Below are 20,139 nucleotides of genomic sequence, written 5' to 3' on the forward strand. Positions count from 1 at the left end.
TGGAGTGAAGAGGCGCCGAGCCGGGCCTATGAGATGGTGGAAGCGCTGGCCGAACAGGTGCCGGGCGTGCTGCTGCTGACTGCGACCCCGGATCAGCTGGGACACCAGAGCCACTTTGCCCGTCTGCGCCTGCTCGATCCCGAGCGTTTCTACGACTACGAGGCCTTCCTCGCCGAGGAGCAGGCCTATGGTCAGGTCGCCAGCGCAGCGCAAGAGCTGCTGGATGGCGAGACCCTGAGCGATGAAGCCAGACAGACCCTCGCCAGCCAGCTGGAAGGGTTGGACTTGAGCGATGCCGCCGCCCGCCAGCAGGCGGTCGCCAAGCTGCTGGACCAGCATGGCACCGGCCGGGTGCTGTTCCGCAACAGCCGCGCCAATATTCAGGGCTTCCCCGAGCGTCACCTCAACGTCTACCCCATGCCGCTGCCGGAGCAGTACAAGACTGCCATCAAGGTGATGGGCATGATGGGTGGCAACGGTGGCGAGCTGCAGACCCGCGCCCTGCGCTACCTCTATCCCGAGAAGATCTTCCAGCAGTTCGAAGGCGACAACGCCACCTGGACCCAGTTCGACCCACGCGTTGAATGGTTGCTGGAGCTGCTGCTCTCTGCCCGTCAGCAGAAGGTGCTGGTGATCTGCTCCGAAGCAGCGACCGCCATCGCGCTGGAAGAGGCGCTGCGTACCCGTGAAGGGATCCGTGGTGCCGTGTTCCACGAAGGGATGTCGATCCTTGAGCGGGACAAGGCCTCCGCCTATTTCGCCCAGCAAGAGGGTGGCGCCCAGGTGCTGCTCTGCTCCGAGATCGGCTCAGAAGGGCGCAACTTCCAGTTTGCCAGCCATCTGGTGCTGTTCGATCTGCCCCTCAACCCGGACCTGCTGGAGCAACGTATCGGCCGACTGGATCGTATCGGTCAGCAGAATACCGTCGAGATCCACGTTCCCTACCTGGAAGGGACTGCCCAGCGCGCCCTGCAGCTCTGGTATCACGATGGTCTGGACGCGTTCGAGCAGACCTGCCCGACAGCTCGCCCGGTATTCGAAGCGGTACGTGAGGAGCTATTCGAACTGCTGGCCGCCAACACCGGCGATCAGGCAGCCCTCGAGGCCCTGCTGGTAAAGACCCGCGAACTGCACGAGCCGCTCAAGGCCCGACTGGAGCAGGGTCGCGATCGCCTGCTGGAGATCCACTCCAGCGGTGGCGCCGCCGCCCAGCAGCTGGTCGACAAGCTGGCCGCCGAAGATGACGACACCGGCATGATCTCCTTTGCTCTCAAGATGTTCGACGAGATCGGCGTCAATCAGGATGACCGTGGCGAGAACGCGCTGGTGCTGACCCCCGGGGATCACATGCTGGTCTCCAGCTTCCCGGGCCTGCCGCAAGACGGCATGACCATCACCTTCGATCGCAACACAGCCCTGTCGCGGGATGACATGGCGCTGCTCTCCTGGGATCACCCCATGATGCGCGGCGGTATCGACCTGATCCTGGGCTCCGAGATCGGTGCCACCTCGGTCGCACTGCTCAAGAACAAGGCGCTGCCCATCGGCTCCATCCTGCTTGAGCTGATCTTCGTTGCCGAGTCTGCGGCCCATCCCCAGCTCTACCGCTTCATGCCGCCGACGCCGATCCGTCTGCTGATGGACAAGAACGGCCAGAATCTGGGTGAGAAAGTGGCGTTCGATGCCTTCAACCGCCAGCTGACGCCAGTCAATCGCCACCTCGGCAGCAAGCTCGTGACAGCATCCCAGCCGGTGATCCACGGTCTGATTGGCAAGGGGCAAGCCATTGCCGAAGAGCTGAAAGCCGGGATTGTCGACAAGGCCCGCGCCCAGATGGCGCAGACCCTGCAGCAGGATCTGGATCGTCTGGAAGCGCTCAAGGCAGTCAACCCGAACGTGCGCGACAGCGAACTGGATTATCTGCGCAATCTGCAGGCAGAATTGCACCACCTGATCGATCAGACCCAACTCAAGCTGGATGCCATCCGCTTTATCGTGGTCACCCATAACTGACAAGGTACCGACCGACAGCGGCCAGACCCAGCTCAAACTGGATACCCAAGGCCGCTTTGTCGTGGTTACCCATAACTGATGGGGGCTTGCCCCCACCTTCTGATGCGAGACATTTATGTTTGAATACTCACCGCCTCTGGAACCCTGGCTCGATATCCTGTTCAAGGACAAGGACATCATGGTGGTCAACAAGCCCACTGGCCTGCTAAGCGTCCCCGGGCGCGGCCCCGAGAATGAAGACAGCGTCCTGCATCGGGTAAAACAGCAGCACCCCAAGGCGGCGGCAGCTCATCGCCTCGACATGTCCACCACTGGCGTCATTGTCATTCCCCTCAATCCCAACTCTCATCGGGAGCTGAGCCGACAATTTCGCGAGCGGGAGACCGAGAAGCACTACCTCGCCTGGGTGTGGGGTGAGCCGGAAGCAGAGTCGGGACAGGTTGACCTGCCGCTCTGCGTCGACTGGCCCAACCGCCCGAAACAGAAGGTGGATCACGAGGAGGGGCGTCACGCTCTGACCCTGTGGGAAAAACTGAAAGTGGAGAACGGCAACAGCCTGATCAAGCTGACCCCCATCACAGGTCGCTCACACCAGTTGCGCGTCCATATGCTGGAGCTGGGGCATCCGATCCTGGGTGACAACCTCTATGCTCATCCGGATGCGCTGGCGGCGGCACCCCATCTCTACCTGCATGCTGCCATGCTGACCATCAGTCACCCCCGTAGCGGCGAGCGGATAACCTTCGAGGCGCCAGCCCCCTTCCCGCTCTGAGCGGAAGAGGCTCGCGCCAAATTGCAGAGATAAAAAAGCCCCCATCGCGAGATGGGGGCTTTTTCATTAGGGTCAGACGCGAATATCGATCTTGCTTCCCAAAGAAGCGCTGGCCGATGTCGGTGCAACCGGCGCTGATTGCGCTGCGTTTTGCAGCAGCTTCAGCGCAGCTTCGCCCTCTTGGGTCTGCTGTTTCTTGGCCAGACTGGCCGTCATCAGAGCAGAACCAAACGACGCATTTGCAGAACTTGATATATCCATAGGGTTCCTCCTGCACTCAACAGTATCGACCAAGCGGCCCCGAACATAAGCACTGAATGCAAAACAATCTGAAAGTCGCTTTGCTATCAATCAGATAGCAATAGCATTCATGGCCCCTATTCACCGCTGGATGACGCCTTCCAGCTCCTGTGCCGTCATCGGCCGAAGCACCTTGCAAGGGTTGCCAGCCGCCACCACGTTGGCGGGCACATCTTTGGTCACCACCGAACCGGCACCGATGACGCTGTTGTCACCGATGGTGACGCCGGGGCAGATGACGACGCTGCCGCCAATCCAGACGTTGTGACCGATCCGCACCGGCTTGCCGAACTCGACACCCTTGATACGTGGCACCACCGCCACCGGGTGAGCGGCGGTGTAGATCTGCACCCCGGGCGCCAGCAGCACGTTGTCGCCGATATGCACCTCGCAGACGTCGAGGATGGTGCAGCCTACGTTGGCGTAGAAGTTCTCGCCGACGAAGATGTTGGCACCATAGTCGCAGAAGAATGGCGGATTGATGGCACACTCCTGGCCGCGGCCACCGAGCAGGTCGTGCAACAAAGCATCCCGCGCCGGTTTCTCCTGCCAGCTGGTGTTGAAGGTGTGATAGAGCCTTCGGCAGCGCTCACGTGCCGCTTTGAGCTCGGGATCGCCCGCGTCATAAGGCTCCCCCGCCACCATCTTCTGCCACTCGGCACCGCGCACCACTTTCGTCATCGCCTACTCCATCAGCCAGATCAGGGATTCATAAGGGCGCAACATACCCGATTGCGGTTGGGCCGGGCTATCGGGGTAGTTGCCGAGCAGCAGCCGACCTTGCCCGCTTTGCAGCTCGGCAGGCAAGGCAAACTCCACCGGCTCGCCGTAGAAGTTGCTCACCACCAGCAGGGTCTGACCGTTGGCACGGCGGGCATAGGCCCAGATCTGCGGGTGCCCCGTCAGCAGCTCCTGATAATCCCCCTGGGTGAAGATGGAGTGCGCCTTGCGAAGGGCGATGAGATCCCGATAGTGCCAGAACACCGAGTTCTGGTCGGCCAGCGCCGCCTCGGCGTTGATCTCGGGATAGTTGGCGGCAGGCTTGAGCCAGGGCGTCCCGCTGGTGAAACCTGCATTGGCCGCAGCGCTCCACTGCATCGGGGTACGCGAGTTGTCACGGGACTTGGCACCCAGAATCGCGAGGATCTCGGCCTCGCTCATCCCTTCCGCCTGCTTGATGGCGAAGATATTGCGGCTCTCCACATCCTGATAGTCATCGATGCGCTGATAGCCGGGGTTTGTCATGCCGATCTCCTCCCCCTGATAGATGTAAGGGGTGCCTTGCAGGCCGTGCAGCGTGCTGGCCAGCATCTTGGCGGCTACAACTCTATGCTCGCCCTCATCGCCGAAACGGGAGACGATGCGCGGCTGATCGTGGTTGCACCAGAACAGCGCCGACCACCCCTTGCCATGCATGCCGCTCTGCCAGTGGTTGAAGATGCGCTTGAGTTCGAGGAAATCGAACGGCGCCTTGGTCCACTTGTCGCCGTTGGGGTAATCCACCTTCAGATGGTGGAAGTTGAACACCATGGAGAGCTCGGAGCCATCGAGGGCGCCATAGCGCTGGCAGTGCTCCAGCGAAGTAGAGGACATCTCCCCCACCGTCATGGCGCCGACAGGAGCAAACACGTCGCGGCTCACGTCCTGCAAAAATTCGTGGATGCGCGGCCCATCGGTATAGAAACGGCGGCCATCGCCAATCTCGTCGTTCGGGAACGCCTGCTCCTTGGAGATAAGGTTGATGACGTCGAGGCGGAAACCGTCCACCCCCTTCTTGGCCCAGAAGTGGATGATGTTTTTGACCTCGGCGCGCACCGCCGGATTTTCCCAGTTGAGATCCGCCTGCTCACGGGCAAACAGGTGCAGGTAGTACTGGCCGGTGGCTGCATCCAGCTCCCATGCACTGCCACCAAACTTGGATTGCCAGTTGTTGGGCACGCCGCCATCCACCGGATCGCGCCAGATGTAGTAGTCGCGGTAGGGGCTGTTATTGTTCCCCAGTGCCGACTTGAACCAGGCGTGCTCGGTGGAGGTGTGGTTGACCACGATATCCATCACAATGCGGATATCGCGCGCGTGGGCGGCGGCCAGCAGCGCCTCGAAATCTGCCATGGTGCCGTAGGCGGGGTCGATGGCAAGGTAGTCGGCGATGTCGTAGCCGTTGTCCACCTGCGGAGAAACATAAACCGGGGTCAGCCAGAGGGCATCGACGCCCAAGGTCTTGAGATAGTCGAGGCGGGCCATGATCCCCTTGAGATCGCCGGTGCCACGGGCAGCGGAATCCTGAAAGCTCTTGGGGTAAATCTGGTAAATCACGGCACTCTGCCACCAGGGTGTTTGGCTCATGGGTCTTTCTCTTGTCTCGAATATGAAATGGAGAGGGCGACCCGCGGGTCGCCCTGATAATCAGTGTCAGGCGCTGGCTTGGGCCAACTTGCCAGCGGCTTGCTGGCGCTTGTAGACCAGCAAGGTCAGCACCACCGGCACCACGATGGCGACCAGCATGGCGATGGCGAACACCGCCCAGTATTGCGGCTGGATGGAGAGGATGCCCGGCAGGCCGCCTACCCCGATGCCGTTGGCCATCACCCCGGCGAAACCGCAGATGAGGGCGGCAAGGCTGGACCCCACCATGGCGCACAACATGGGGAACTTGTACTTGAGGTTGATACCGTACATGGCCGGTTCGGTCACCCCGAGGTAGGCGGAAATGGCGGCAGGTACCGAGATCTCCCGCTCGTTCTCCTTGCGGCTAATCAGAATGATGCCGACGACCGCAGACGCCTGGGCGATGTTGGAGAGGGCGATCAGCGGCCAAATCGGGGTGCCACCCATGCTCTGCATCAACTGCAGATCCACCGCGTTGGTGGTGTGGTGGATACCGGTAATGACCAGCGGCGCGTAGAGGAAACCGAACAGGGCAGCACCGATGGGAGCGAAGGAGCCGGTCATGGCAGCCTTGGCCGCGAAACCGACGCCATCACCAATCCAGCGACCGAACGGGCCGATAAAGGCGTGGGCCACGATCACTGCCAGCAGCAGCGAGACAAACGGCACAATCACCAGATAGAGGTAAGCCGGAATGATCCGCTTGAGGTTGGTCTCAACCCAGGCGAGGAAGACACCCGCCAGCAGCGCCGGAATGACCTGGGCCTGATAACCCACCTTCTGGATCACGAACAGGCCGAAGTCCCACACCTCCGGGGTCTGCTGACCGATGCCGTAGGCGTTCATCAACTGCGGCGACACCAGCGTGATACCGAGCACGATACCCAAGATCTCGGAGCCGCCCATCTTCTTAACTGCAGACCAGCAGACACCTACCGGCAGGAAGTGGAAAATCGCCTCGCCCAGCAGCCAAAGGAAGGCGTGTACCTGAGCCCAGAACTGGCTGATCTCGGTGAGGGTGTGAGTGCCATCGTCAAACATCTTGATGTCGCCGATGACGTTGCGAAAGCCCAGGATCAGACCGCCGGTGATGATGGCAGGCAGCAACGGTACGAAGATCTCCGCCAGATGGGAGATGCCCCGCTCCAGCGGGTTCATGTTCTGGCGAGCCGCCTGCTTGGCGGTCTCCTTGCTGCCACCGCTGACGCCGAGCTGCTCGGTCAGCGCCTTGTACCACTGCTCTACCTCGTTGCCGATCACCACCTGGAACTGACCGCCCTGGGTGAAGCTTCCCTTCACCGCCGGGATGGTTTCGATGGCCTTGCTGTCGGCCTTGGCCGGATCGTTCAGGACGAAGCGCAACCGGGTCAGGCAGTGGCTGACAGTGGCGATGTTCTCCTTGCCGCCGATCTTGTCGATCAGGGTGGCAAGCTGCTGTGCGTTGATCTTGGACATGGGTCTTCCCTCTGTGACGCCATTGAATAGTGGTCTGTATCGCCCTTTTGAGCCAGTCTGTCGGCCGGAGCGTTTTTGGTATCGTTCCCATTTAGCATGCCGACAATCTTGCCAGATCGAAATGGGAACGTTCCCAATTCGTGGCGAGCGTCACAAAAAGCGCACTTTTTGTTCAGTCGGAAGTGATGGGGCTCACAGGGTTCGACAGGGGGCGATTGTCACCTGCGGGGGTTTCTCCTGCTCAATCTGGCCGAGCAGCTGACGCGCCGCCTGCTCCCCCGCCCCCTTGTAACCCAAATCGAGACTGAGGGCGTTGGGGAAGAGGAAACTGAGCATGGGGTTGTTGCCAAGGCCGGTCACCAGCACCTCGCTACGCCCTTGTTCTTGCAGATATTTTGCCGCACCGATGGCGAGGGTGTCGCTGGCGCAGACCAACGCCTGGGTGGAGGGGGTCAGCAGCTCGGCCGCCAGCCGATAGCCGCTCTGCAGGCTGAGATCACCGAGGGCGCTGCGCGGGCGCAACCCTTGCTCTGCGCAGTAAGCGAGATAGGCGTCGAGGCGGCGCTGGCCGGTGGTGAGATCCGAGGCATCCACCCCCAGATAGGCGATGTCGCGGGCGCCACGGCTTGCCAGTTGCGCCAGCATGGTGCGCACCGCACCGACGTCGTCAAAGCAGACCGAGGAGAAACCGGGATATTCACGAGCGACCAGCACCAGCTTCTCTTTCAGCGGCGTCATGGCGGCATAGTCCAAGTCATTGAAGGCGAACAGGATGATGCCATCCACTCCGCGCCGCTCCAGCACCGCCAGATGCTCCTGTACCTTGGCGGGGGAGAACTTGCTCTCCATCAGCACAGCATCATAGCCGCGCTGGTAGAGGGTCTCCAGCATGCCGCGCACCGCCTGATTCTCCGAGCTGGAGTCGAGCCGCGAGACGATGATCCCCACCACCTGCTGGCTCTGGCTGCGCATGGCCCGCGCCGATTTGCTCGGCACAAAGCCGTGCTCGGCGATGATCTGCTCCACCCGCTCGCGGGTCTCCTGCTTCACCTTGGGATCCTGATTGAGCACCCGGGAGACGGTCGACTTGCCGACGCCACTCAGTCTGGCGATATCGAGGATGGTCAGTTTCTTGTCCATGAATTGGCTCACAGGAGGCTAGGCGGTGGAATTGCCCACATTGTTGTGATTAACCCCTGTGAATACAAGCCCATGGCGTTAGAATGCCCTTTTTGCCCCGCCGTCAGGGTGTGTGGGCACAGCACAGGATGCCCATCATGGATCTGCTGGCCAGTCTGCTCTTCTCCCTCTCCATCACAGGCCCCATCTGCGTGGTGCTGCTGCTCGGCATCTTGCTCAAGCGGTTGGGGCTGCTGCCGGATCCCTTTACCGAATCCGCCTCGCGACTGGTGTTTCAGGTCACCCTGCCCGCTCTGCTCTTTCTCAGTATTCTGGGTACCAACTTCGCCACCATGCCGAGCCTCTGGTTTATCGGCTATGGCCTGCTCGCCACCGTTATCAGCTATCTGGTGCTGGAGCTGCTGGCCGGACGTTTTATCGAGGAGCAGCGGCTGCGCGGCATCTTCGTGCAGGGGAGCTTTCGCGGCAACAGCGCCATTATCGGGCTCGCCTATGTGCAGAACGCCTACGGCCACGAGGGGTTGGGGGCGGCGGCCTTCTATGTCGGCGCGGTGACCGTGCTCTACAACATTCTCGCGGTGATCACCCTCACCCGCAGTCTCGGCGGTGCCACCGGCATTCGCCCCATTCTGCTCGGCATCATCAAGAATCCGTTGATCATCGCCATTGTGGCGGCGCTGCCCTTTACCCTGCTCGGTATCAAGATGCCGCAACTGCTGCTCACCACCGGCAGCTACTTCGCCAACATGACGTTGCCGCTGGCGCTGCTCTGCACCGGCGCCTCTCTCAGCCTCGATGCCCTGCGTGGTGGTGCAGCCATTGCGGGCTGGGCCAGCATCATGCGGCTCTGTCTCATTCCGGCTGCGTTCACTCTGGGGGCGACCCTGCTCGGCTTCAGCCATCTGGAGCTGGGCATTCTGTTTCTCATCAGCGCTACCCCGACTGCCGCCGCCAGCTATGTGATGACCCGTGCCATGGGGGGCGACAGCGTGCTGGCCGCAAACATCATCGCCACCACCACCCTCGGTTCGCTGGTCACTACCAGCCTCGGGGCAACTCTGATGAATTATCTCGGTCTTATGTACTGACCCTGCCCGAGAAAACTGCCAACCTCATCGCCACCACGAACCTTGGCTCCCATACACCGGCAGGGAGCCATCCTGATGAACTATCTGGGTCTTATGTACTGACGGCTTGACCTTGCCGGAGGCGGCAGCTTTAGGCTGGCGCTCATCAACAGAGGAGATATCCCATGACCATCGAACTCACAGTGTCCGGCATGTCCTGTGGTGGCTGCGCCGCCAGTCTGCAAAAAGCGCTGCTGGCCCAGCCTGCGGTCACCACCGCAACCGTCGATTTCGCCAGCAGCAAGGCCGTCATTGAGAGCGAGCTGAGCAAGGCCGAGCTGATCGCCCTGATCGAAGCCAAGGGTTTCTCTGCGAGTTAAATTATCTCCATAGAGGTATAAAACAGGTTAAAAATCTGTACTCACCTGTCTTTTGGTGAGTTTTATCACAGACCCGGGTTATTAAACGGGCAAACTTGCTGCGATTATTCCAACCACAAGGATTTGCAGCATGACCCTACCGATCCGCAAGACCCTGCTCGCCGCCGTCGTCGGCCTGACCCTCTCCCCCATGGCAATGGCCCTGCCCAACGTCCATATTCTGGCAACCGGCGGCACCATTGCCGGAGCTGGCCAGTCCGCTACCCAGTCCAACTACGAGGCTGGCAAGGTGGCCATCGAAACCCTGATCGCCGCCGTGCCCGAGATGAAGAACGTGGCCGATGTGCAGGGTGAGCAGGTGGTGAAGATCGGCTCCCAAGACATGAACGACGAGGTGTGGCTCAAGCTGGCCAAACGGGTCAACGAGCTGCTGGCCAAGGATGATGTGGATGGCATTGTCATCACCCACGGCACCGACACAATGGAAGAGACCGCCTACTTCCTCAATCTGACCGTCAAGAGCGACAAGCCGGTGGTACTGGTTGGCGCCATGCGCCCCTCCACCGCCATGAGTGCTGATGGCCCGCTCAACCTCTACAACGCCGTGGTGACCGCCTCCGACCCCACCTCCAAGGGACGTGGCGTCATGGTGGCGATGAACGACACCGTGCTCGATGCCCGCGACGTCACCAAGACCAACACCACAGGCGTGCAGACCTTTGCCTCCCCCAACTTTGGCCCGCTGGGTTACATCCACAACGGCAAGATCGACTATCAGCGCAGCCCGGCCCGTCTGCACACCAGCAAGACGCCGTTTGACGTGAGCAAGCTCGACAAGCTGCCGCAAGTGGGCATCGTCTACAGCTACGCCAACGCCACCGACTTGCCGGCCAAGGCGATGGTGGATGCCAAGTTCGACGGCATCGTCAGCGCCGGGGTGGGCAACGGCAACCTCTACCACACCCTGTTCGATACCCTGGCCAAGGCGAGCAAGGACGGTATCCGTGTCGTGCGCTCCGCCCGCGTACCGACCGGCGCCACCACCCTGGATGCCGAGATCGATGATGCCAAGTACGGCTTCGTGGCCTCCGGCACTCTCAACCCGCAGAAAGCGCGGGTGCTGCTGATGCTCTCCCTGACCCAGAGCAAGGATCCGGCCCAGATCCAGCGCTGGTTCCAACAGTTCTGATAACGGTTGTCTGAACCATGACAAGCAAGGGCGGGACTTCCCGCCCTTTTCCCTCCTGCAATGCTGCCTCGCCCATTACGCCGTTTGGCGTGGTCATCCTTCCCTTTTCCGGCCATCTTTTTCAGCCATCCCAGAGCGCGGTCATCAAATTAGCGAGCCGGATCACCCGCTTTCACAAGCGCATCGCCGCCAAATTCATTACACTGCCAGCGATCTTATCCACTCAAGGAGTGCTGTTGCTGTATGGAAATATTGATCCTGCTGGGATTGATTTTGCTTAATGGCGTCTTCGCCATGTCAGAAATCGCCATCGTCACCGCACGCAAGGCTCGCCTCGGCAAGCTTGCCTCTGAAGGCAACCGCTCCGCCGCCATTGCCCTCAAACTGGGCGAAGACCCGACCCATTTTCTCTCTGCCGTCCAAATCGGCATTACCAGCATAGGTCTGCTCAACGGTATCTACGGCGAATCCCTGCTGGCCCAGCCCTTCTCCCTCTGGTTGCAGGAGTGGGGACTCCCGGCCAAGAGCAGTGGCCTGATCGCCACCATCACCGTGGTGGTGGTGGTTACTTACCTCTCCATCGTGGTGGGGGAGCTGGTGCCCAAGCGGCTCGGCCAGCTCAATGCCGAGCGCATCGCCTGTCTGGTGGCCCGCCCCATGCACTGGCTCGCCACCCTGACCCGCCCCTTCGTCTGGCTGCTGTCGGCCTCCACCAATGCCAGCCTGCGGCTGCTGCGGGTCAACCAGAACGGCAGCGCCAACGTCACCGAGGAGGAGATCCACGCCATGCTGGTGGAAGGATCGGAAGCCGGAGTGATCGAGGATCATGAACACACCATGCTGCGCAACGTCTTCCGTCTCGACGAGCGCAGCCTCTCCTCCCTGATGGTGCCGCGCAGCGATATCCGCTATCTGGATCTGGCACTGCCGCTGGAGACCAACCTGCAGCGACTGGTGGAGTATCGCCACAGCTATTTTCCGGTCTGCGACGGCAACCTGTCAGAATTGGTGGGTATCATCAATGTCAGCAAGGTGCTGCACGCCTATATCAAGGGGGAGCCCATCGATCTGGCTGCCCTGACCCAGGAGGGCAGCCTGCTGCCCGAGACCCTCAACGGCGTTGAGCTGCTCAACCACTTCCGCACCCACAGCGAACAGATGGCGCTGGTGGTGGACGAATATGGCGAGTTGCAGGGACTGGTCACCCAGCAGGATCTGCTGGAGGCGCTGGCGGGGGATTTCCAGCAGGAGGATGGCGAGGACAACTGGGCCTTCCGGCGCGCCGACGGCAGCTGGCTGCTCGATGGCCTGATCCCGCTGCCGGAGTTGAAGGACTGTCTGGAGTTGGTTCGTCTGCCAGAAGAAGAAAAACATCACTATCACACCCTCGGAGGGCTTATCATGCTGCTCCTTGGTCGTGTTCCACAAACCGGAGACCTGGTGACACTGGAACAGTGGCAACTGGAAATTGTTGACATGGATGGCCTGCGCATCGACAAGGTGCTCGCCATGCCCTTGACCGATCAACCCAGCTAACCTGTGGAGTTTGCAAGTATGGAGCAGTTTTACCAACTGGCTCACGCCTTTATGAATCACGATCTGAACACACTTTCCGATCCCAAGATGGCCTTCATGATCTGTGGTGTGATTCTGACGTTTCTGGTACTGGAAAACGGATTCATCCCTACCGCCTTTCTGCCCGGTGACAGCCTGCTGATCCTCACCGGCGTGCTCATCTATCAGGATGTATTGTCTCTCGGGGTGATCCCGCTGTTGATCATGGCTACCTTTGTCGGCACCTGGCTCGGTTACATGCAGGGGCGCTTCCTTGGCCACACCCAGCTCTACCATCGGCTGATGTCCCACGTGGAAGAGCGACACCAGCAGAAGGTCTACCACCTGCTGGACAAGTACGGGATCATCACCCTGATCACCGCGCGCTATATCGCCTTCGTGCGCACCGCCTACCCCTACATCGTCGGTGCCACCGAGCTGCCCCAGGGGCGCTTTCTCATCGTCAATCTGATCAGCTCCATCATGTGGATCTGCCCGCTGGTCGGGTTTGGTTACTACCTGAGCCACACCAAGCTGGCCGCCGAATACCAGACCCAGTTCTTCAATATCATCATCTATCTGCCGGTGGCCCTGCTGCTGGGTGGCATGGTGGCGCTGGTCTGGCGCTGGATCAGCAAACGCAGGGCTTCGCAGCCGCGGGATTGACCCCTCGCCCAACGCCCGACCCGAAAGCCCTCGCCAGAGGGCTTTTTTGATCGCCAATTTCGCGCAAATAGCAGAAATAGTCCCGCTCGGCCCTTGTAAAGCCGGGGTAAAAATGAGTGAATCTAGCGCCTTTTTTTGGATGGGAACGGAGTCGGTTGTATGTGGTGTCGGATTCGCGCAGCAGCGCTGGTTGTCGGGTTGATGGGAATGCTGGGATTGCCTGCGGTCAACGCGGCACCCAACCCAGCCAAACTGGAAGTACGCTCGAGCAGCGCCCTGGTCGTGGATGTAAAAACGGGCAAGACGCTCTACCAGAAGAATGCCACCAAGGTGCGTCCCATCGCCTCTCTCACCAAGCTGATGACAGCGCTGGTGGTGCTGGATGCCAAGCAGAATCTCAACCAGACCATTACGGTCGACAAGAACGATCTGGATCGGGTCAAACACACTCACTCCCGCATCCGCATGGGCACCAAGGTGACCCGCCGCGACGCCCTGCATCTGGCGCTGATGTCCTCCGAAAACCGGATGGCCTCGGCACTGGCGCGTCACTATCCGGGCGGTCGCAGCGCCTTCGTGCGGGCCATGAACAACAAGGCCAGACAGCTGGGTATGCGAAATACCCACTTCTACGACTCCACCGGCCTCTCCACCCGCAACGTCTCCACCGCCCAGGATCTCGGCAAGCTGGCCGCCGCCGCCTATCGTCAGCCGCTGATCCGTCAGTTCACTCAGGATGAGAACCGGGAGATGCGCTTCAGCGCCCCCGCCTACAGCCTGATGTTCAACAACACCAACCCGCTGGTGAAAAACCCGGATTGGGACGTACGCCTCTCCAAGACCGGCTTCACTGACGAAGCGGGGCGCTGTCTGGTAATGCGCGCCAAACCGGACAGCCGCGAGCTTGCCATCGTGCTGCTCAACTCGGTGGGCAAACGCACCCCTATAGGCGATGCCAACCGCATTCGCAAATGGCTGAAAAGCTGAGTAAATATCTCGACACAAAAGGATGCTGCGGCATCCTTTTTTATTGCCTGCAGAACGCCTCTGCAGGCCTTGCAGGATGTTGATGAGCGAACCCTTAGTGATGGCTGCGCGGCATCTGCCGTTACAACAGCAGGCATACAAGGCGCCTATAGATGAGGCAAAGGGTGGTGAGGCGGGGCAACGATCAGAAGAACTGTGCGCAATCACAGAAAGGGGAAGAAATAAGGACAAGAACAGCCAGGTAAACGGGCGATCCACCCGCAACAGCGCACGGGGATCCGCACCAAAAAGTTAAATATCGCCCATAAAAAAACAGCCCCGACCGAAGTCGAGGCTGTCTGTATGGTGCGCCCGAGAGGATTCGAACCTCTGACCACCTGGTTCGTAGCCAGGTACTCTATCCAGCTGAGCTACGGGCGCTCATAAACTTTTGGTACTGCTTGAAATATGGTGCGCCCGAGAGGATTCGAACCTCTGACCACCTGGTTCGTAGCCAGGTACTCTATCCAGCTGAGCTACGGGCGCTCATAAACTTTTGGTACTGCTTGAAATATGGTGCGCCCGAGAGGATTCGAACCTCTGACCACCTGGTTCGTAGCCAGGTACTCTATCCAGCTGAGCTACGGGCGCTCACAAACTTTTGGTACTGCTTGAAATATGGTGCGCCCGAGAGGATTCGAACCTCTGACCACCTGGTTCGTAGCCAGGTACTCTATCCAGCTGAGCTACGGGCGCCCTGTTTTAAAACGATAAAAAAAGCTTACTTATCAGTAAGCCTTTTCCAAAGTGTCGACTTGCTGATGGTCAACACATGACTCTTGCTTGAGTCGTAATATGGTGCGCCCGAGAGGATTCGAACCTCTGACCACCTGGTTCGTAGCCAGGTACTCTATCCAGCTGAGCTACGGGCGCAAATGGCGGAGAAGGGGGGATTCGAACCCCCGATGCGGGTATAAGCCGCATACTCCCTTAGCAGGGGAGCGCCTTCAGCCTCTCGGCCACCTCTCCGTTTGCGGGGCTGATAATACTTCACAGGGATTTTTAGTCAAACACTTTTTTGGAGAAAAAAGTGCGTTCGCTCAGCATTTGGTCAAAGCGTGGAATATTCAAACAATATCGGCACTTATCCCGCAGTTTCGCGCCCTGCAGGGCGATTTTAGGGGGCCGGAAAAACAAAAGGCGACACATGAGGTGTCGCCTTGTCACAGCCATGAAAGTGGCTTAGAAGCCCGGTTGGCCCGGAACTTTCTCGGCCTGGATGCGCTGGTAGATCTCTTCGCGGTGTACGGAGACCTCTTTCGGCGCGTTAACACCGATACGGACCTGGTTGCCTTTAACGCCCAGTACGGTGACAGTCACTTCATCACCAATCATCAGGGTTTCCCCAACACGACGAGTCAAAATAAGCATTCGCTTGCTCCTGTATCCTGTTTTGTTTTTATATCGATATGCGACATTATCTAACAAAGATACCGATATGGTAAATGGTTGAAACTAAATCAATCAGAGATTGTTAGCCCAAGGGCTGCTCTTGCGGTGCCTGATCCAACCCGAAAGCCGCGTGCAGGGCTCGCACCGCCAGTTCCAGATACTTCTCGTCAATCACCACAGAGATTTTGATTTCAGAGGTCGAGATCAACTGCATGTTGATCCCCTCCTCGCCCAATACCTTGAACATGGTGCGCGCAACACCGGGATGGTTCCACATGCCGACACCGACAATGGAGACCTTGGCAATCTCGCCATTTCCCTGCACGCAGGAGGCGCCAAGTTCGGTGGCGGTCTCCTCCAGCAGTGCCCGGGCGCGGCGATAGTCGTCACGATTCACCGTGAAGGTGAAGTCGGCTGTGCCATCTCCCAGGGTGTTCTGCACAATCATGTCGACATCAATGTTGGCGTCGCTGATCGGATTCAGGATCTGCGCGGCAACGGTCGGTCTGTCCGGCACGCCCAGAATGGTCAGGCTGGCCTCGTTGCGGTTAAAAGCGATCCCGGATACCAGGGGAGCTTCCATCCTATCACCTCCATATGTGATTAAGGTTCCCTCTCCATCGATAAAGCTCGACAGCACCCGCAGCGGGACGCGGTACTTGCCCGCAAACTCCACCGAGCGGATCTGCAGCACCTTGGCGCCAAGACTGGCCATCTCCAGCATCTCCTCGAAGGTGATGGTGTCGAGACGACGCGCCTTGGGTTCGATGCGCGGATCCGTGGTGTATACCCCATCCACATCGGTAAAGATCTGGCACTCATCGGCCTTGATGGCCGCCGCCACGGCAACCGCCGTGGTATCCGAACCGCCGCGGCCCAGCGTCGTGATGGCGTTATGCTCGTCACGGCCCTGGAAACCGGCGATCACCACCACCTTGCCCGCAGCCAGTTCGGAATGAACCAGCTCGGTGTCGATGTGGGTGATGCGCGCCTTGCCATAGGCGGAATCGGTGTGAATCCGTACCTGATCACCGGTCATTGAGACCGCAGGACAACCGCGTTTGTTCAACGCGATCGCCAGCAGCGCTATGGTGACCTGCTCACCGGTGGAGACCAGTACATCCATCTCCCGCCGGTTGGCATCAGGATCCAGTTGCTGGGCCATGCCCAGCAACCGGTTGGTTTCGCCCGACATGGCGGAGACAACCACCACCACGTCGTGTCCCTGGGCGCGGGTCTGCTCTACCCGCTCAGCTACCGCCTCGATCCGCTCCAGTGTGCCGACCGAGGTGCCGCCGTACTTCTGTACATAGAGTGCCACAGATCACCTCGCCCGATTACAGGCGCTCTTCCAGCCAGGAGTGAACGGATTGCAGCGCTGCCGGCACCGCCTCAGGCTGGGTACCACCCGCCTGTGCCATGTCCGGACGGCCACCGCCCTTGCCACCCACCTGCTGGGCAACCAGATTGACCAGCTCACCGGCCTTGACCTTGCCGGTCAGGTCGTTGGTGACACCCGCGATCAGGTTGACCTTGCCATCGGCACAGGTGGCCAGCAGCACGACACCGGACTTCATCTGGTTCTTCAGCTCGTCCAGCATGCCGCGCAGGGATTTCGGATCGGCCCCTTCCAGCGCTGCAACCAGCACCTTCTGACCGTTGATCTCGATTACCTGGCCTAGCAGGTCGTTACCGGCCTGAGCGGCCAGCTTGGCCTTAAGCTGCTCCAGCTCGCGCTCCATCATCTTGGCCTTGTCCAGCATCTGGCGAACCTTGTCGGCGATGCAGAACTGGTCACCTTTCACCAGAGCGGCAGCCTCTTCGATCTGCTCGCCAACCTGATGCATGAAGTCGATGGCCGCTTTGCCGGTCACCGCTTCGATACGGCGCACGCCAGCTGCGATGCCGCTCTCGGCGATGATCTTGAAGAAGCCGATATCACCGGTGCGCTTGGCGTGAGTACCGCCGCACAGCTCGGTGGAGTAGTCGCCCATGCGCACGACACGCACGTCGTCTTCATATTTTTCACCAAACAGCGCCATGGCGCCGGCGGACTTGGCCGCTTCCAGATCCATCAGCTGGGTGGTGATTTCATGGTTGGCGCGGATCTGGTTGTTTACCAGCTCCTCGACCCGGCGAATGGTCGCCATGGTCAGCCCCTCGAAGTGGGAGAAGTCAAAGCGCATGCGCTCGGCCCCAACCAGAGAACCTTTCTGGGTGACATGCTCGCCCAGTGCCTGACGCAGGGCAGCGTGCAGCAGGTGAGTCACGGAGTGGTTCAGGGCGATGGCCTGACGACGGTCAGCATCCACCACGGCCTCGACCTCGGCCCCTTTCTCCAGAGTTCCCAACTCCATGTAACCCTTGTGGATGATCGCCTTGCCCGCTTTCAGGGTGTCGGTCACGGCAAAGATACCGTCATCCACTTTCAGGGTACCGCTGTCGCCGATCTGGCCGCCGGACTCGGCGTAGAAGGGAGTCTCTTCCAGCACGATGACCGCTTCGTCACCGGCGATAAGACCGCTCACCTCTTCTACACCCTTGTAGATACCGACCACGCGGGTACGCTCGGTCAGGGTCTTGTAACCAGTGAAGGGGGTCTCGAAGTCGAGCTTGAGCATCTCGTTGTAGTTCACACCGAAGCTAGAGGCCTCTTTGGCGCGAGCACGCTGCTTTTCCATCTCGGCCTTGAAGCCCTCTTCGTCGATGCCGATCTCGCGCTCGCGCACCACGTCGGCAGTCAGGTCGGCCGGGAAGCCGTAAGTGTCGTAGAGCTTGAACACCACTTCGCCCGGAATAACCTTGGCATCACCCAGGTTGGCCAGAGCGTCTTCCAGCAGCAGCAGACCGCGATCCAGGGTGCGGACGAACTGCTCCTCTTCGATGCGCAGCACGCGCTCGACCAGCGGCAGCTGGGCGATCAGCTCGGCAGCGACATCCTTCATCTGCACTGCCAGCTCGGCAGCCAGTTTGTAGAAGAAGACATCGGTCGCGCCCAGCTTGCGACCGTGACGCACGGCGCGGCGGATGATGCGACGCAGCACATAGCCACGACCTTCGTTGGAGGGCATCACGCCATCTGCCACCAGGAAGGCGCAGGAGCGGATGTGGTCAGCGATGACGCGCAGGGACTGGTTGCTCAGATCGGTGGTGCCGACAATCTCGGCCGCTTTCTTGATCAGCGCCTGGAAGATGTCGATTTCGTAGTTGGAATGGACACCCTGCATGATGGCGGAGATACGCTCCAGACCCATGCCGGTATCTACGGACGGACGTGGCAGCGGCTCCATGGTGCCGTCAGCCTGACGGTTGAACTGCATGAAGACCACGTTCCAGATCTCGATGAAACGGTCACCATCCTCTTCCGGTGAGCCGGGACGACCGCCCCAGATGTGATCGCCGTGATCATAGAAGATCTCGGTGCAGGGACCGCACGGGCCGGTATCGCCCATGGCCCAGAAGTTGTCGGAAGCGTAAGGGGCACCCTTGTTGTCACCGATGCGGACGATGCGATCGGCCGGGACACCGACCTCTTTTTCCCAGATATCGAAAGCTTCATCGTCAGTCGCGTAGACGGTCACCAGCAGGCGATCTTTCGGCAACTGCAGCACCTCGGTCAGGAAGCCCCATGCAAACTTGATGGCATCCTGTTTGAAGTAGTCGCCGAAGCTGAAGTTGCCCAGCATTTCGAAGAAGGTGTGGTGACGAGCGGTATAGCCGACGTTTTCCAGATCGTTGTGCTTACCACCGGCACGCACGCAACGCTGGGAAGTCGTCGCGCGATTGTAGGCACGCTTGTCTGCGCCAAGGAACACGTCCTTGAACTGGTTCATACCCGCGTTGGTAAACAACAGGGTCGGGTCGTTATGCGGTACCAGCGAGCTGGAGGAGACAACCTGGTGCCCCTGGGAACGGAAATACTCGAGAAACGCAGCGCGAATCTCTGACGTGGACATATACATGGAAAATCCTGCTTGATTCGAATACGGACTTTTAACCGCATTAATGTAAGTTTTCTGCGGGGTAAAGTAAAACGGACAGGGCCGCCACGGGCGAAAAAGCGCACATAAACGGGCCAGATAAGAGCGCCGCAGCCCACAGTGGCTTTTTTCACTGTCGAGAGGCAAAAAGCAGCGCATAAAGAGGGATGATATAAACAAAAGGCCGCTTTTTCGGGATTGTGCGCGCAAGCTACTGAACGGGAAGGAAAAACCTGCCGCAAGGAGAGGTGAAACGACGTTTGCCACGCAGTGGCGTTACTCTTCCCGCTCCTGCAGGGCAGAGATGGCATAACGGGCCTGATCCTGGGTAAAGCCGCGCCCCAGCAGATACTTGAGCCACTTCATCCGCAGCTTGAAATCCGCCAGATCGGCCACCCGGGCGCGCCGTTCGAGCAGGGCAAACGCCAGTTCGAACCAGTCCAGCTCCGGCTGATCGAATGCGGCATCAATCTGCATATCGTCGAGCCCCTTGCGGCGCAGATCGAAGCGGATCTTGATGGGGCCATGGCCCTTGGCGGCACCGGCCCGTACAGCCATACCACCGTAACGTTCGTCATTGACCCAGTTGTAACCGCGGCAGTAGTCGACCACCGCCTCGATCACCTCTTCATTGAAACCCTGCTGGCGCAGCCGGTTGGCCAGCTCCGACTCGGCACTCTCGCGGCGGGCCAGACTGCGCATGGCAAAGGCGCGGGCAGCGGTAAGCTGCTCTGCAAAGGTCGGTTCGGCAGGCTCGACCGGTTCGGTAACGGATTCATCAACCATCATAAATAACAAGGCCGGGTATCTACCCGGC

The 20,139-nt window shown here is 59.9% G+C and carries 18 protein-coding genes and 6 tRNA genes (1 of these 24 only partly in view); 9 read left to right on the forward strand and 15 right to left on the reverse strand.

What is annotated here, in order from left to right:
- Nucleotides 1–2,013, forward strand: the 3' portion of a protein-coding gene (rapA, locus tag ACTG20_RS20570; protein ID WP_194494480.1) for an RNA polymerase-associated protein RapA. Its footprint begins 855 nt before the window's first position; 2,013 of the gene's 2,868 nt are visible here — the last part of the coding sequence; its start codon lies beyond the left edge, outside the window; it ends in the stop codon at nucleotides 2,011–2,013.
- A 115-nt stretch (nucleotides 2,014–2,128) separates the two neighbouring features.
- Entirely contained in the window at nucleotides 2,129–2,785 is a 657-nt protein-coding gene (rluA, locus tag ACTG20_RS20575) for a bifunctional tRNA pseudouridine(32) synthase/23S rRNA pseudouridine(746) synthase RluA (RefSeq protein WP_194494481.1), read from the forward strand.
- Between the two features lie 72 nt (nucleotides 2,786–2,857).
- On the opposite strand, the gene ACTG20_RS20580 is transcribed toward rluA, so the two are convergent.
- From ACTG20_RS20580 to treR, 5 genes are all read right to left on the reverse strand, one after another.
- On the reverse strand, nucleotides 2,858–3,046 hold the full coding sequence (locus tag ACTG20_RS20580; RefSeq protein ID WP_005336040.1) for a hypothetical protein: 189 nt from the start codon (nucleotides 3,044–3,046) through the stop codon (nucleotides 2,858–2,860).
- Between the two features lie 120 nt (nucleotides 3,047–3,166).
- Complete coding sequence (locus ACTG20_RS20585) at nucleotides 3,167–3,766, reverse strand: sugar O-acetyltransferase (RefSeq protein WP_194494482.1); 600 nt, start codon at nucleotides 3,764–3,766, stop codon at nucleotides 3,167–3,169.
- Between the two features lie 3 nt (nucleotides 3,767–3,769).
- The gene (gene treC, locus ACTG20_RS20590) at nucleotides 3,770–5,431 is read right to left on the reverse strand and encodes an alpha,alpha-phosphotrehalase (protein WP_439987377.1); all 1,662 of its coding nucleotides are present in this window, start codon (nucleotides 5,429–5,431) and stop codon (nucleotides 3,770–3,772) included.
- A 66-nt stretch (nucleotides 5,432–5,497) separates the two neighbouring features.
- The gene (treB, locus tag ACTG20_RS20595) at nucleotides 5,498–6,928 is read right to left on the reverse strand and encodes a PTS trehalose transporter subunit IIBC (RefSeq protein WP_058059860.1); all 1,431 of its coding nucleotides are present in this window, start codon (nucleotides 6,926–6,928) and stop codon (nucleotides 5,498–5,500) included.
- A gap of 192 nt (nucleotides 6,929–7,120) precedes the next feature.
- The gene (treR, locus tag ACTG20_RS20600) at nucleotides 7,121–8,068 is read right to left on the reverse strand and encodes a trehalose operon repressor TreR (RefSeq protein WP_194494484.1); all 948 of its coding nucleotides are present in this window, start codon (nucleotides 8,066–8,068) and stop codon (nucleotides 7,121–7,123) included.
- Between the two features lie 137 nt (nucleotides 8,069–8,205).
- On the opposite strand from treR, the gene ACTG20_RS20605 reads away from it, so the two are divergent.
- From ACTG20_RS20605 to pbpG, 7 genes are all read left to right on the forward strand, one after another.
- On the forward strand, nucleotides 8,206–9,156 hold the full coding sequence (locus tag ACTG20_RS20605) for an AEC family transporter (protein WP_194494485.1): 951 nt from the start codon (nucleotides 8,206–8,208) through the stop codon (nucleotides 9,154–9,156).
- A gap of 164 nt (nucleotides 9,157–9,320) precedes the next feature.
- Nucleotides 9,321–9,515, forward strand: a complete 195-nt coding sequence (locus tag ACTG20_RS20610) for a heavy-metal-associated domain-containing protein (protein WP_005357810.1) — start codon at nucleotides 9,321–9,323, stop codon at nucleotides 9,513–9,515.
- Between the two features lie 130 nt (nucleotides 9,516–9,645).
- Entirely contained in the window at nucleotides 9,646–10,704 is a 1,059-nt protein-coding gene (ansB, locus tag ACTG20_RS20615; RefSeq protein ID WP_194494486.1) for an L-asparaginase 2, read from the forward strand.
- A 17-nt stretch (nucleotides 10,705–10,721) separates the two neighbouring features.
- The gene (locus tag ACTG20_RS20620; protein ID WP_194494487.1) at nucleotides 10,722–10,985 is read left to right on the forward strand and encodes a hypothetical protein; all 264 of its coding nucleotides are present in this window, start codon (nucleotides 10,722–10,724) and stop codon (nucleotides 10,983–10,985) included.
- A complete protein-coding gene (locus tag ACTG20_RS20625) occupies nucleotides 10,948–12,240 on the forward strand; it encodes a hemolysin family protein (RefSeq protein WP_194494488.1) in 1,293 nt (430 codons plus the stop codon). Before ACTG20_RS20620 ends, ACTG20_RS20625 begins: the two co-directional genes overlap by 38 nt.
- Nucleotides 12,241–12,258: 18 nt before the next feature.
- On the forward strand, nucleotides 12,259–12,924 hold the full coding sequence (locus ACTG20_RS20630; protein WP_194494489.1) for a DedA family protein: 666 nt from the start codon (nucleotides 12,259–12,261) through the stop codon (nucleotides 12,922–12,924).
- A 159-nt stretch (nucleotides 12,925–13,083) separates the two neighbouring features.
- Complete coding sequence (pbpG, locus tag ACTG20_RS20635) at nucleotides 13,084–13,911, forward strand: D-alanyl-D-alanine endopeptidase (RefSeq protein ID WP_194494490.1); 828 nt, start codon at nucleotides 13,084–13,086, stop codon at nucleotides 13,909–13,911.
- Nucleotides 13,912–14,254: 343 nt separating this feature from the next.
- On the opposite strand, the gene ACTG20_RS20640 is transcribed toward pbpG, so the two are convergent.
- The 10 genes from ACTG20_RS20640 to ACTG20_RS20685 all read right to left on the reverse strand — a co-directional run bounded on the left by ACTG20_RS20640 (nucleotide 14,255) and on the right by ACTG20_RS20685 (nucleotide 20,108).
- Nucleotides 14,255–14,331: transfer RNA gene (locus tag ACTG20_RS20640), tRNA-Arg, on the reverse strand.
- Between the two features lie 28 nt (nucleotides 14,332–14,359).
- Nucleotides 14,360–14,436: transfer RNA gene (locus tag ACTG20_RS20645), tRNA-Arg, on the reverse strand.
- 28 nt (nucleotides 14,437–14,464) lie between these two features.
- Nucleotides 14,465–14,541 (reverse strand) — tRNA-Arg (locus ACTG20_RS20650).
- 28 nt (nucleotides 14,542–14,569) lie between these two features.
- Nucleotides 14,570–14,646 (reverse strand) — tRNA-Arg (locus ACTG20_RS20655).
- Between the two features lie 100 nt (nucleotides 14,647–14,746).
- Nucleotides 14,747–14,823, reverse strand: a tRNA-Arg gene (locus tag ACTG20_RS20660).
- 3 nt (nucleotides 14,824–14,826) lie between these two features.
- A tRNA-Ser gene (locus ACTG20_RS20665) sits at nucleotides 14,827–14,919 on the reverse strand.
- Nucleotides 14,920–15,132: 213 nt separating this feature from the next.
- Nucleotides 15,133–15,321: a carbon storage regulator CsrA gene (gene csrA, locus ACTG20_RS20670; protein WP_005336053.1), complete on the reverse strand. Its 189-nt coding sequence runs from the start codon at nucleotides 15,319–15,321 to the stop codon at nucleotides 15,133–15,135.
- 103 nt (nucleotides 15,322–15,424) lie between these two features.
- The gene (locus tag ACTG20_RS20675) at nucleotides 15,425–16,663 is read right to left on the reverse strand and encodes an aspartate kinase (protein WP_194494491.1); all 1,239 of its coding nucleotides are present in this window, start codon (nucleotides 16,661–16,663) and stop codon (nucleotides 15,425–15,427) included.
- 16 nt (nucleotides 16,664–16,679) lie between these two features.
- Complete coding sequence (gene alaS, locus ACTG20_RS20680) at nucleotides 16,680–19,304, reverse strand: alanine--tRNA ligase (protein WP_005336056.1); 2,625 nt, start codon at nucleotides 19,302–19,304, stop codon at nucleotides 16,680–16,682.
- A gap of 294 nt (nucleotides 19,305–19,598) precedes the next feature.
- Complete coding sequence (locus ACTG20_RS20685) at nucleotides 19,599–20,108, reverse strand: regulatory protein RecX (protein WP_139742581.1); 510 nt, start codon at nucleotides 20,106–20,108, stop codon at nucleotides 19,599–19,601.
- Nucleotides 20,109–20,139 lie beyond the last annotated feature (31 nt).

This window comes from Aeromonas sp. 84A, from assembly GCF_051919345.1.
In the GTDB taxonomy this organism is placed as follows: Bacteria; Pseudomonadota; Gammaproteobacteria; order Enterobacterales; family Aeromonadaceae; genus Aeromonas; species Aeromonas veronii.